General features: G+C 54.6%; 13 protein-coding genes. 12 read left to right on the forward strand and 1 reads right to left on the reverse strand.

The genetic code is table 11. The annotated features are described in order from the left end of the window. Nucleotides 1–22: 22 nt before the first annotated feature. The 4 genes from tgt to secF all read left to right on the forward strand — a co-directional run bounded on the left by tgt (nucleotide 23) and on the right by secF (nucleotide 4,462). The gene (gene tgt, locus F6Y09_RS12165) at nucleotides 23–1,135 is read left to right on the forward strand and encodes a tRNA guanosine(34) transglycosylase Tgt (RefSeq protein ID WP_152207441.1); all 1,113 of its coding nucleotides are present in this window, start codon (nucleotides 23–25) and stop codon (nucleotides 1,133–1,135) included. Nucleotides 1,136–1,202: 67 nt separating this feature from the next. Next, nucleotides 1,203–1,562: a preprotein translocase subunit YajC gene (yajC, locus tag F6Y09_RS12170; RefSeq protein WP_152207201.1), complete on the forward strand. Its 360-nt coding sequence runs from the start codon at nucleotides 1,203–1,205 to the stop codon at nucleotides 1,560–1,562. A 73-nt stretch (nucleotides 1,563–1,635) separates the two neighbouring features. Then, entirely contained in the window at nucleotides 1,636–3,513 is a 1,878-nt protein-coding gene (gene secD / locus F6Y09_RS12175) for a protein translocase subunit SecD (RefSeq protein ID WP_152207202.1), read from the forward strand. Continuing rightward, a complete protein-coding gene (gene secF, locus F6Y09_RS12180; protein ID WP_152207203.1) occupies nucleotides 3,506–4,462 on the forward strand; it encodes a protein translocase subunit SecF in 957 nt (318 codons plus the stop codon). Before secD ends, secF begins: the two co-directional genes overlap by 8 nt. Nucleotides 4,463–4,564: 102 nt before the next feature. On the opposite strand, the gene F6Y09_RS12185 is transcribed toward secF, so the two are convergent. Continuing rightward, nucleotides 4,565–5,365, reverse strand: coding sequence for an inositol monophosphatase family protein (locus tag F6Y09_RS12185; protein ID WP_152207204.1), 801 nt, complete (start codon nucleotides 5,363–5,365; stop codon nucleotides 4,565–4,567). Between the two features lie 203 nt (nucleotides 5,366–5,568). Between F6Y09_RS12185 and trmJ the strand changes: the two genes are divergently transcribed. From trmJ to ispG, 8 genes are all read left to right on the forward strand, one after another. Next, on the forward strand, nucleotides 5,569–6,432 hold the full coding sequence (gene trmJ, locus F6Y09_RS12190; protein WP_152207205.1) for a tRNA (cytosine(32)/uridine(32)-2'-O)-methyltransferase TrmJ: 864 nt from the start codon (nucleotides 5,569–5,571) through the stop codon (nucleotides 6,430–6,432). Nucleotides 6,433–6,511: 79 nt separating this feature from the next. Next, nucleotides 6,512–7,009: a Fe-S cluster assembly transcriptional regulator IscR gene (gene iscR / locus F6Y09_RS12195; protein WP_152207206.1), complete on the forward strand. Its 498-nt coding sequence runs from the start codon at nucleotides 6,512–6,514 to the stop codon at nucleotides 7,007–7,009. A 21-nt stretch (nucleotides 7,010–7,030) separates the two neighbouring features. Continuing rightward, nucleotides 7,031–8,191 (forward strand): IscS subfamily cysteine desulfurase, encoded by a 1,161-nt coding sequence (locus F6Y09_RS12200; RefSeq protein ID WP_152207207.1) that lies wholly within the window; start codon nucleotides 7,031–7,033, stop codon nucleotides 8,189–8,191. Between the two features lie 97 nt (nucleotides 8,192–8,288). Further along, on the forward strand, nucleotides 8,289–8,717 hold the full coding sequence (gene ndk / locus F6Y09_RS12205) for a nucleoside-diphosphate kinase (RefSeq protein ID WP_152207208.1): 429 nt from the start codon (nucleotides 8,289–8,291) through the stop codon (nucleotides 8,715–8,717). Nucleotides 8,718–8,802: 85 nt separating this feature from the next. Beyond that, entirely contained in the window at nucleotides 8,803–9,915 is a 1,113-nt protein-coding gene (gene rlmN / locus F6Y09_RS12210; protein WP_152207209.1) for a dual-specificity RNA methyltransferase RlmN, read from the forward strand. Between the two features lie 29 nt (nucleotides 9,916–9,944). After that, the gene (pilW, locus tag F6Y09_RS12215) at nucleotides 9,945–10,751 is read left to right on the forward strand and encodes a type IV pilus biogenesis/stability protein PilW (protein WP_246180514.1); all 807 of its coding nucleotides are present in this window, start codon (nucleotides 9,945–9,947) and stop codon (nucleotides 10,749–10,751) included. Further along, nucleotides 10,741–11,787, forward strand: coding sequence for a RodZ domain-containing protein (locus tag F6Y09_RS12220; protein ID WP_152207211.1), 1,047 nt, complete (start codon nucleotides 10,741–10,743; stop codon nucleotides 11,785–11,787). Before pilW ends, F6Y09_RS12220 begins: the two co-directional genes overlap by 11 nt. A gap of 39 nt (nucleotides 11,788–11,826) precedes the next feature. After that, complete coding sequence (ispG, locus tag F6Y09_RS12225; protein WP_152207212.1) at nucleotides 11,827–12,945, forward strand: flavodoxin-dependent (E)-4-hydroxy-3-methylbut-2-enyl-diphosphate synthase; 1,119 nt, start codon at nucleotides 11,827–11,829, stop codon at nucleotides 12,943–12,945. The last annotated feature ends 3 nt before the right edge of the window (nucleotides 12,946–12,948 follow it).

Here is a 12,948-nt window from a genome sequence, read left to right on the forward strand (position 1 = left end):
TGCTAGTGAAAACCATTGCCGGATGTCGTTCGAGAAGCTCGGGGAAGACGGCAAGGCCCGGCGTGGGCGTCTGTCCTTTCCTCGGGGCAAAGTCGAAACTCCGGCCTTTATGCCGGTGGGCACCTACGGCACTGTCAAGGGCATGCTGCCCCGGGATATTGAAGGCATTGGCGCTCAAATCATCCTGGGTAACACCTTTCATCTGATGCTGCGCCCGGGTACCGAGGTGATCAAGGCCCATGGGGATCTTCATGACTTCACCCAGTGGCAGGGGCCGATCCTGACGGATTCGGGCGGGTTCCAGGTTTTCAGTCTTGGTGAAATGCGCAAAATCACTGAGGCGGGCGTTACCTTTCGTTCACCGATCGACGGCTCGCCGGTGGAGCTGTCGCCGGAAATCGCCATGCAGGTACAGCGTGACCTGGGCTCTGACATTGCGATGATCTTCGATGAATGTACACCTTACCCGGCCACCGAAACTCAGGCCCGGGAATCAATGGAGCTGTCCTTGCGCTGGGCCCGGCGCAGCAAGGACGCCCACGGTAACAATACAGCCGCATTGTTTGGAATCGTCCAGGGCGGCATGTACCCATCGTTGCGGGACAGATCCCTCGAAGGCCTTGTGGATATCGGCTTCGATGGCTTCGCCATTGGCGGCTTATCAGTTGGTGAGCCCAAGGCGGACATGTTGAACATCCTCAACGAACTGCCACCTAAAATGCCCGACGACAAGCCCCGCTATCTGATGGGGGTTGGCAAGCCCGAGGACATCGTGGAGGCGGTGCGCCGTGGTGTCGATATGTTTGATTGCGTCATGCCCACCCGAAACGCTCGCAATGGCTATCTGTTTACCAGGACGGGCGTGGTTAAAATCCGCAATGCCCGTCATCGACATGACACCGCACCCCTTGATGATCAATGTGACTGCTACACCTGCCAGAACTTTTCCCGGAGTTATCTCCATCATCTGGATAAATGCGGAGAAATGCTTGGATCACAGCTCAATACCATTCACAACCTGAGGTATTATCAGAACCTGATGGCTGGATTGCGTGGGGCCATTGAAGCAGGTACATTGTGCGACTTTATTAACTCGTTCTATGCCCAGCGCGGTGAGTCTGTGCCGTCGTTGTAAGTAATTCGGAAGGCTTTACCGCAAGGGCAGAGCCGCCGACCAAACCAAGATCAACGGAGATCTAAAAATGAAAGCAATCCAGACCCTCTTTATTACCTTGCTGGCACTGGTACCCGGGCTGGCTTTCGCGCAAGACGCGGGCCAGGGCATGAGTGTAATCGGCCAGGTTATATTCTTCGCGGGCTTCATCCTGATTTTCTACCTGTTGATCTGGCGTCCACAGTCCAAGCGCGCCAAGGAACACAAGGCCTTGATGTCCGGTCTTGATAAGGGTGATGAGATCGTTACCTCCGGCGGTGTCGCAGGTAAAATCACCAAGGTGACCGACGACTTCATTCTGGTTGAAATTGCGGAGAACGTCGAAGTCAAAGTTCAGAAAGTGGCAGTGTCCGCAGCTTTGCCGAAAGGCACGCTGAAAGATATCTGATCTTTGATTTAACCGATTTTTCTCAAGCGCCCTGATACGCGCAAACGGGATTGCTGCTCAAAAAAGGCACCGCATGCTGAATAAATATCCACTTTGGAAAAGTCTGGTCATTCTGATTGCTGTAGTGATTGGCTTCATTTATGCACTGCCCAATCTTTACCCGGACGATTTTGCTGTTCAGATAACCGGTGCCCGAAGCAGCACCGCGGTCGATGAGCGCACGTTGGAACGCGCAGTTTCGAGCATCGAGGAGGCCGGATTCGAGGTCAAAGCGGCGTCTATCAACGAACGTAATGGCCTGATCCGACTGCAAAGCGCTGAAGCCCAGCTCAAGTCCAGGCCTCTCGTTCAGTCAGTATTGGGTGATGAGTATCTGGTCGCGCTGAATATGGCTCCGTCCACTCCGGACTGGCTCCGTAGTGTTGGCGCCGGTCCGATGAAACTCGGACTGGATCTCCGTGGTGGTGTGCACTTCCTGCTGGAAGTGGATATGGAAAGCGCCCTTGAGCAGCGACTTGAGGCTTACTCCAGTCAAATCAAGCGGGAACTGCGGGAAGAGCGAATTCGTTATCGTGGCGGGGATGTTGCCGATAACAACAGCATTGTTCTGACATTCCGGGACGAGGCGGCACGTGCAGAGGCATTCAACCAGGTCCGGGATCAGTACAATGAATTTGTGCTTGATCAACGCAGTCCCGGCGAAGAGGAGTTCGAGCTCGTTCTGACGTTGTCGGAGCAGGAAATCCGCCAGATTGAAGATTACGCGGTTGAGCAAAACCTGACCACCATCCGTAACCGGGTCAACGAGCTCGGTGTAGCGGAGCCAATGGTTCAGCGCCAGGGGCGTGAGCGAATTATTGTGGAGCTCCCGGGTGTGCAGGATACCGCTCAAGCAAAACGTATCCTTGGTGCCACCGCTAACCTCGAGTTTCGTCTGGAAGCCCGCCAGGATGCGCCTTCCGGAGCAACCGAAGTTCTGCCTTTCCGCAACGAGCCGAACCGCACCGCGAGGCTGGAGCGTGAGGTTATTGCTACCGGCAACAACGTAGCCAATGCTCAGCAGGCGTTCGATGAGAATGGTCAGCCGCAGGTAAACATCACCATGGATGGCCCGGGCGGCGATATGATGAACCGCGCAACCCGAAACGCGATCCAGCGGCGGATGGCCGTCATCTTCATCGAGTTCCGTACTGAAACGGAAGAGCTGATGGTCGATGGCGAGCCGACCGTTGTCGAAAACCGGATTGAAGAGCAAAGTATTATCAGCCTGGCGACTATTCAGTCGGCCCTGGGCGCCAGTTTCCGAATAACCGGGCTGGATTCGATCAATGAAGCCTCTGAGCTCGCGCTGCTGTTAAGAGCCGGTTCTCTGGCCGCTCCGATGTATTTTGTGGAAGAGCGGACGATTGGTCCGAGCCTTGGACAGCAGAACATTGACGCGGGTTTCATGTCGGTTTCCCTCGGGTTCATCCTGGTGTTGGTTTACATGCTGATTTACTACCGGGGTTTTGGATTGGTCGCTAACGTGGCGTTGACCATCAACCTGATGTTGTTACTGGCCTGCATGTCGATTCTGTCAGCCACCCTGACGCTGCCGGGCATTGCCGGCATCGTATTGACGGTGGGTATGGCGGTGGATGCGAACGTTCTGATCTTTGAGCGTATAAAAGAAGAGCTCAAGGCGGGCATGCCACCACAGTCGGCGATCAGTGCGGGTTATTCCCGAGCGTTTGTCTCTATTGTGGATGCAAACATCACCACGTTGCTGGTCGCTGTCATCCTGTTTGCTATGGGGTCCGGCCCGGTTAAGGGCTTCGCGATCACCTTATGTATCGGCATCTTGACGTCCATGTTCTGTGCTCTGCTGGTCAGCCGCGGCTTGATCAACCTGACCTACGGTGGACGTAAGGTCGACAATCTGTCTATCGGCGGGAAGCTGTCCAATGTCTGAAGTCGAGAAGAAACCTATTGATTTCATGGGGATTCGAAAATCCGCAGCGGTATTTTCGATTATTCTCGTCGTAGCCTCGTTTATCAGTATTGCTGTTAACGGTCTAAACCAGGGGCTTGATTTCACCGGTGGAGCGTCGGTTGAGCTGCAGTACGATAAACCCCCTGAGCTTGACGAGATCCGTTCTACGCTTTCCGAAGCCGGCTATGAAAATTTTGTGGTCCAGAATTTCGGTAATGAAACGTCAGTACTGGTGAGGCTTTCAGAGGCGTTCGACGATGAGCTTGCCGGTCGTGTGACCGATGCTCTGCGGGCGTCCGGTGATGAACTTGACCTGGTCAGCTCGGCTTTCGTCGGGTCCCAGGTTGGTGAGGAGCTCAAGGAGGACAGCGGTCTTGGTCTGTTGCTGGCCCTTGCTGTAGTGCTGATCTACGTGGGCATGCGCTTTCAATTCAAGTTCGGCATTGCTTCGGTTGTGCCGCTTGCCCATGACGTCATCATTATCCTCGGCATTTTTTCGCTGTTCCAGTGGACCTTTGATCTGAGTGTACTGGCTGCGCTACTGGCCGTCATCGGCTATTCACTCAACGACACTATCGTAGTGGCGGACCGTATCCGGGAAAACTTCCGTAAAATGCGGGTAGGGGATTCCGAGCACATTATCAATGAATCGATCCACCAGACCATCAGTCGGACATTGAATACTTCCGGGACCACGTTGGCTGTGCTGCTGGCTTTGTATTTCTTCGGTGGCGAGGCCATCAATAACTTTGCCATAGCATTGATTATTGGTGTGGTGGTCGGTACCTACTCATCCATTTATGTTTCAGCGAGCCTGCTTATCGTATTAGGGGTCACACGAGAAGACATGCTTGTGCCTCCAAAGGAAGGTCTGGCCGGGCAGGAAGAAGAGGAAGAGCAGCCACCTGAGTGGTTAAACAGGATGTAGTCTGTACAGGGTAAAAAAAAGCCGCGCAACATGGTGTCTACGCGGCTTTTTTGTGCCCGCCGATTATGTGTCAGGCGGCACATCTGGGTGGTCGATACCGGATCAACGAGGCAGGCGGCCCCGGAAGGGCTGCAGTACCTTGAGGATGTCTTTAAACAGTTTCGGATTGGCGACGACAACCTGACGCGCCTGATCTGTTGACGGGTTACCCGAGAAATCGCCGGTGAGCGAGCCGCTTTCGTTGGCAATGATAAGGCCGATGGACAGGTCGGCGGCCTGGGGGCGGAAGATAATGGCGGCATCCAGATGGCCAGCTGCCACCCGTGCCATATCGAGAGCAACACAGCCGGTGGTTCTGATCAGGCTGGACTGCTGCGCCAATGTCGCGGCCAGCTCGCCCCAGAGCAGCGGATCATCTGCGCCGCGAGCCTGGTCAAGTAGGTTGGTCACGATTGCGGCCTCTTCCACATGCTTGACGGTTCCGGTCCGGACACGCCGGCTGTTAAGCCCGGCACCGTGGCCTCGGCTGGCAGAGTATTCTTCGCCCGTGACGGGATTGACCAACAGCAGGTTTTCCGCACGGTTATCCTTCTTTTGCATCAGTGCCAGCGCGAAATCAGGAATGCCGCGCAAAAAATTCTCACGGCCCAGGAGCGGGAAAATGTGCCAGCTCCTGGTGTGCTCGCCAGCGTCGGATTCTCCGCTGGCCGCAATGGCGTGATCCTTGTAAGCCTTCTGAAGCTGCTCGGAAAAATTTTCGTAAAGCGAATGTTCCACCCGGTCGAGCTGGCTTTGCAGTTCAGTCTGGTCTCGCTCAGACAGCTCCTGGCGTTCGAAGTGGGCTTTCAGAAAGTCTGAACCCTGGCGCGCAACGCGCAGAGCCATTTTGATTGCTGGTTGCATCGGACTATTCGTCACCTGGCTGAGAAAAGGTCGCGTATCATATCAAAATGACGTTTTCGCTTATATGTTTTTTGGATGCGCAATGTCCCTGACTTGCCTATTTGATCGGGATAACTGGCTTTATCGGCGTGGGGTGCTCGGACGCGGTTTCCTGTTCTGCTATTATGTCGCGTCCTGTTTTTGAACATCAGAGAAACCCGGTTATGAAAAAAGCGGCAACGCCGATAACAGAAAACACGCCCTCCTGGGACAACATCCGTGTGGTGCTGGTAGAGACATCCCATTCCGGCAATATTGGCGCTGTGGCCAGAGCTATGAAAAACATGGGGTTTTCCAATCTCTGGTTGGTAAACCCGGCCTCATTTCCTGATGAAACCTCCTACGCTCGCTCGGCGGGAGCCTCCGATGTGCTGGACAAGGCACAGGTGGTGGGTACTCTGGGCGAGGCAATTGATGATTGCGTCATGGTGATGGGAACCAGTGCCCGGGGCAGAAAGGTACCCTGGCCGGTCATTCCACCGCCTGATGCTGCGTACAAAGCATTTGAACACGCGCCTCAGGGGCCGGTAGCGCTGGTTTTCGGAAGGGAAAACCACGGTCTGAGCAATGATGAACTGCAACGTTGCCATTTTCATATTCACATTCCCTCCAATCAGGATTACAGCTCTCTTAATCTGGCGATGGCGGTCCAGGTAGTGACTTATGAACTCCGGATGCATTATCTTCGCAGCCTGGAAGACGGCGAGGGTAGTGCTCAGCTGACCCCTATGGTGACACCCGGTGATCCGGGATGGGACTCGCCGCTGGCGCCGGTCCGAGAGGTCGAGGGACTGTTTGAGCATCTTGAAAAAGTGTTAGTGGAGATCGAGTTTCACCGCCGGGATAATCCCCGGCAATTGATGGCAAGATTACGACGCTTACTTCAACGGGCGCAGCCGGATCAGATGGAAATCAACATTCTTCGGGGTGTTCTTTCAGCGATTCAGAAATCAGTAGGTAGTGAGGTGGGTAGTGCGGCCGGATCGAGACATTCTGAACCGCCTTCGGGCGATGTCGAGCCAGGCTGAATACTTGACTGAATTACTTGGTCAATTCATACTTAATTTTTGAGTTTTCTGAATTCTCGCAACGTCGAGGTCTTGTGTTATGCGATTGACCACCAAAGGCAGGTATGCAGTCACTGCGATGCTGGACCTGGCGCTTCATTCTGATGAAGGGCCGGTAAGTCTGGCGGATATCTCCAGCAGACAAGGCATTTCGCTGTCCTATCTTGAGCAGCTTTTTGCCAAGCTGCGCCGAGAACAACTGGTGGTCAGCGTGCGAGGTCCAGGTGGGGGCTATTGCCTGGCCCGCAGCAATGATCAACTGTTCATAGCCGAGGTTGTAGATGCGGTGCATGAGTCGCTGGATGCAACCCGGTGTAAGAATCAGGGCGATTGCCAGAACGGAGAGAAGTGCCTGACACACCATCTCTGGTCCGATCTCAGTGATCAGATTCACCAGTTCCTGAGTGATATTAGCCTGGCGGACCTGATCAAGAAACGAGAGATTCAGATTGTCGCGGATCGCCAGAACCGACAGCATGGAAATGCCCGCTCCCAAAACATCAATACCGAGCGCCTCTCCAGCCAGGCGCCGGTCTGACCTTTGACCTTTCGTGATGCTATGAAAACACCTGTATATCTCGACTACGCCGCGACGACACCAGTAGACCCGGCGGTTGCTGAGACAATGATGAAGCACCTGACAATAGGGGGTGTTTTCGGCAACCCGGCCTCCCGCTCCCACGGCTTTGGTTGGCAGGCAGAGGCCGCTGTGGAGGCTGCTCGGCGACAGGTGGCCGGTCTTATAAACAGTGATTCCCGTGAAATTGTCTGGACCTCAGGCGCGACCGAGTCCGATAACCTTGCGATAAAAGGCGTGGTGGCCGGGCGTGCGAACTCGCATATCATTACCTCCGCCATTGAGCATAAAGCGGTTATCGACACCTGTGTCTGGCTTGAATCCCAAGGTTGCCGAGTTACCTGGCTCAAGCCGGACCCGACTGGCCGGATATCGGCGAGGCAGGTGGCTGAGGCACTTACAGCTGATACGGTGCTGGTCAGCCTGATGCTGGTCAATAATGAGCTGGGAACCATCAACGATATCCCGGCTATCGGAGCGCTTTTGCGCGAAAAGGGCGTTACGTTTCACGTTGACGCTGCCCAGGCGGCAGGCAAAATGCCCATAGATGTCTCGACGACGCCAATGGATTTGATGTCGCTGTCCGGCCATAAAGTGTATGGGCCAAAGGGAGTTGGTGCTCTGTATGTCCGTCGGAGTCCAGAGGTCAGGCTAGAGGCTCAGATTCATGGCGGTGGTCATGAGCGGGGCATGAGGTCCGGTACCTTGCCCACCCATCAGTTGGTGGGAATGGGGCAGGCTTTCGAGCTGGCGAAACTGCAACTGAAGGAGGAGCATGAACGCCTTGAGACGTTGCGCGACCGTTTTATGACGCAAATGGATAGCCTGCCAGGAGTGGCTTTCAACGGAAGCCGCGAACACCGGGTCCCGGGGATCATCAATCTTCGCTTTGATGGTGTTGAGGCGGAATCCTTGATGCTCGGCCTGAGAGAGCTGGCGGTATCGTCAGGCTCGGCTTGCGCATCCGCTACACTGGACCCGTCCTATGTATTGAAGGGGATCGGGCTTTCCGATGTTGGGGCGCATAGTTCATTACGTTTTTCTATGGGGCGGTTCTCCACCGAAGAAGAAGTTGATTTCGCAGCGCAGCAGCTGATGGACGTCGTTCCGCGTTTACGGGCTGTGCGCCGAACCGTTGCCTGATGATCAGCGTTCCAATCGGCCCCGGTAGGAAGTTGCCTCCCGACTGCGTATAATCGCAAGCCTGAATTTTTCCCTGACCATAAACTGGAGATTAACCATGTCAAACGAGCGAACGCTCTCGATCATCAAGCCTGACGCCGTTGCCAAAAACGTCATTGGGGAAATTTATAGCCGTTTTGAAAAAGCCGGTCTGAGCATCGTCGCATCAAAGATGATGCACCTTACCCAGGACCAGGCTGAAGGCTTTTACGCAGAGCACAAGGAGCGTCCGTTTTTTGCTGATCTCGTTGCGTTCATGACGTCCGGCCCGGTTGTGGTGCAGGCTCTTGAAGGTGAAGGTGCGATCCTGAAAAACCGTGACCTGATGGGCGCGACCAATCCGAAGGAAGCGGCAGCAGGCACCATCCGTGCCGATTTTGCGTCCTCTATTGATGCCAATGCCGTGCACGGCTCGGACTCCGCAGCTTCTGCCGAGCGTGAGATTGCATATTTCTTTAACGACAACGAGATCTGCCCGCGCGGCTGATTCAGTTGTTGATCAAGCCCGGGCGCCTGAAGGCCTCCGGGTTTCCTGTGTTTATAAGCATCCAGGTGCTTACTGAGGTTCTGTCATGACGTCGCCCGTTGAAAAGATCAATCTCCTGGGGCTGCCCAAGCCCAAACTCGAAGCGTTCTTCGAGACGTTGGGAGAAAAACGTTTTCGGGCCACCCAGGTACTGCAGTGGATTCATCAGTGGGGTGTTGACGACTTTGATCAGATGACCAACATGAGCAAGGTGTTGCGGGAAAAACTGAAAGAGGTTGCAGAAGTCCGGGGTCCTGAGGTGATCTTTGACGAAACATCAAAGGACGGCACCCGGAAGTGGGTGATGGAGATGGACAGCGGCAACAGTATCGAGACCGTGCTGATTCCTGATGGCCAGCGCGGAACGCTCTGCGTGTCCTCACAGATCGGTTGCAGCCTGGATTGTACGTTCTGCTCCACTGGCAAGCGAGGCTTCAACCGCAATCTTACGTCCGCAGAAATTATTGGTCAGGTGTGGGTCGCACGCAAAGCTTTCATGCCGTTTGCGCCAGGTCCCGATCGTCCCATTACGAACGTGGTTATGATGGGGATGGGTGAACCACTGCTCAACTTCGAGAACGTGGTTGATGCCATGAACCTGATGATGGAAGACCTGGCTTACGGCATCTCCAAGCGCCGGGTTACCATCAGTACGTCTGGTGTTGTTCCTGCCCTGGACCGGCTGGGCGAAGTTACTGATGTCTCATTGGCTATTTCGCTACACGCGCCCAATGATGAATTGCGGAGCCAGTTGGTTCCCTTGAATAAAAAGTATCCTATCGCCGAGCTTCTGGCAGCTACCCGGCGCTACCTTGCGCGCTTGCCTGACAAACGCAAGGTAACCATTGAGTACACCGTTATCGAGGGGATGAACGATAGCCCGGAGCTTGCAGCGGAGTTGGCGGAGTTATTGCGCGGTTTGCCCTGCAAAATCAATCTGATACCATTTAATCCGTTCCCGGAAAGTGATTTTCGGAGGCCGAAGTTATCAGCAACCCGCCGGTTCCAGAGCGTACTTAACGAGGCGGGTTATATCTCGACGATTCGCACCACCCGAGGGGATGACATTGACGCTGCTTGCGGCCAACTGGTTGGGCAGTTTGAAGATCGTACCCGCAGAAGCCAGCGGTACATTCCCGTTCATCAGATGACTCCCTGATGGCTGGAAATAACCGACAGGAAAAACCAGTGACCCATAGCAAGAAGTCCAGACTTAGGAACGTTCTTATCTGCCTGGGAGTGGTTGTTTTACTGTCAGGTTGTGTGACCTCCTCAGATAGCCGTTTTGCCCGGGAGGCTGACGAGGACAAAGCCGTCAGAAATTATGTGCAACTGGCAACGGCTTATATTGGTCAGGGTAATTTCGATCGCGCGAGAAATCACCTTGAGCGTGCTCTGGAGATAAAGCCGGATAGTCCCAGCGCCCTGGCGGCAATGGGGCTGATTTACCAGAGAGAAGGCGACTCCCAATTGGCCAGGGAGTCGTTCAGTAAGGCCGTTGGTAATGATGGCAGTTACACTCGAGGTCGCGTTTACTATGGCGCCTTTTTATACGACCAAAAAGAATTTGAGGGTGCAAAGGAGCAATTTCTTAAAGCTTCAGCGGACACGGGGTATGAAGATCGGGGTTCGGTTTTTTTCAATTTGGGCAGGATCTACCAACGGCTCGGTGAAACGGGAAACGCGATTGATGCATTCCAGCGTTCCGTGGAGCTTAGTCGTGGAGAACCGAGTGCGCTGCTGGCACTGTCAACAAGCCTGGTTCAAACCGACGCTTACACCGAGGCTTCGCGTTACTACAGCCGTTTGATGACGGCCATGCAGCGCAACCGTCAGATGCAACACTCTCCGGAAAGCCTGCTAACGGGCATACAGATCGCAAGGTTTTTCAACGAATGGGATCGGGAAGCGAGTCTGGCCCTGGTGCTTAAGAATCAATACCCAGAGTCAGACCAATATCAACAATATAAGGCGCTGATTTCCAATGACCAGTGAAGAGACCTCTCCATCTGTCGATCAGGGTAATACAGGGAAGCAATTGCGCCAGGCCCGGGAATCCGCCGGACTGACGTTGGCGCAGGTCGCAGAAAATCAGCATCTTCGCCCGTCAATTATCCAGGCAATTGAAGAGGGTGACTACCGTCAGATCGGCAGCGAATTGTTTCTCAAGGGGTATGTGCGAACTTACGCTGGCCTGGTGGGTCTTAACCCGGACAAAATGGTTGCCTTATTGGACAAAGAGCTTGAGCCCCTGCGTCGGGAGAAAGCGGCTGCAGAAGACGTCAATCCGTTACAGGACATCGAACGACGCAAGCGTCAGAAAGCGCGAATCGCAAAGGGTATTGCTTTTATTCTGGCGATCGTGGTGCTGGGGCTTCTGGCCTATCGCTTTATTCCACTGTCGGAGGACGGCGCGGTTTCTGAGCCGTCCGGCGAATCCGGGCCGGCCGTTGAAGATCAACCATCACCGGCAGAAGAGGGTATCCGCATAGAGCCGTCGGAGGAAGTTGAAGATCTCAGCCCGGAACGGGGGAGCGATGGCGACGGTGAGCTGGCAGACATTGTTCCCGGTGCTGATGCCCCAAGAGCGGATTTTTCTACTGAGAGCGGAGCTGACAACGGTACCGGGGATGGAGCTGACAACGGTGCAGGGGATATGGCTGCAAGCGAGTCTCCCGGTAGCGATGATGTAACAGGAGTTAGCGATACTGAGACTGGCGCTGAAGTTGATAAAAGGGCTCAGCCGGCAAGTGAGAGTCAAAACAGTGATATGGAGGTTGTGGCCCAGAATCTTTTTACCGCGAGCTTCTCCGATGATTGCTGGGTGCAGATTACAGACGCTCGCGGCCGGACGCTGGTCGCGGCAATACGTCGGGCGGGTGAGCGCATTTCGGTCGAGGGCACACCACCACTCCGGATAGTGCTGGGTGCGGCCGATGCCGTTGAGCAACTTGAGTTTGCTGGGGAGTCGGTGGACTTGTCCTCTTACCGGGCGGTTAACAACCGGGTAGAATTTACCCTTGATGTTTAAAGTTTCCATTGAGCCTCTTTGAGGTCTGGTTGAAAGGTTATGAAGCAGGAATCTCCGATTAAAAGACGCATTTCCCGCCAGATTATGGTGGGTAACGTGCCCGTGGGTGGCGATGCACCGATTGCAGTCCAGAGCATGACCAACACCAATACCTGTGATGTCGATGCCACGGTCGGGCAGATCAATGATCTCGAACAGGCAGGTGCGGATATTGTCCGGGTCTCGGTGCCCAGCATGGATGCAGCAGAAGCGTTTGGAAAAATTCGATCCCGGGTCAACGTACCACTGGTAGCGGACATCCACTTTGACCACAAGATTGCACTGAAAGTTGCCGAACTTGGTGTTGACTGTCTCCGTATCAATCCGGGCAATATCGGTCGTGAAGACAGGGTCAGCGCTGTTATCTCTGCCGCCCGTGACAAGAATATTCCGATCCGGATCGGTGTGAACGCCGGTTCGCTGGAAAAGGAACTGCAGCGAAAATATGGCGAACCAACCTCCGAGGCTCTGGTTGAGTCTGCCATGCGGCACATTGATATTCTCGACCGGCACGATTTTCAGAACTTCAAGGTAAGCCTGAAAGCGTCAGAAGTCTTCATGACGGTCGCCGCCTATCGTCAGATAGCTACCCAGATTGACCAGCCATTGCATCTTGGCATTACCGAGGCTGGCGGGTTTCGATCCGGCACGGTCAAATCGTCTATTGGTCTCGGCATGCTCCTGATGGACGGTATTGGTGACACCATACGGGTGTCCCTGGCGGCGGACCCGGTCCAGGAAATCAAAGTCGGCTATGACATCCTCAAAAGCCTGCGTTTGCGCAGTCGTGGCATCAATTTTATCGCCTGCCCAAGCTGCTCCAGACAGAATTTCGACGTTATCCAGACTATGAATGATCTGGAGGCGAGGCTGGAGGACGTACACGCTCCGCTGGATGTTGCCATTATTGGTTGCATCGTAAACGGTCCCGGTGAGGCCAAAGAAGCGGATATCGGATTGACCGGGGGAAGCCCGAAGAATCTCTTTTACCTGGCCGGCCGCCCCAACCAGAAGCTGGACAACGCAACCCTGACAGATGACCTTGAGCGGCTTATTCGTGAAGAACTCGCCCGCCGTAAAGAACAGGAAGACCAGATCATCGCGCGCTCGGAAGCCTGACTT

Source organism: Marinobacter changyiensis (assembly GCF_009193265.1).
GTDB classification, from domain to species: domain Bacteria; phylum Pseudomonadota; class Gammaproteobacteria; order Pseudomonadales; family Oleiphilaceae; genus Marinobacter; species Marinobacter changyiensis.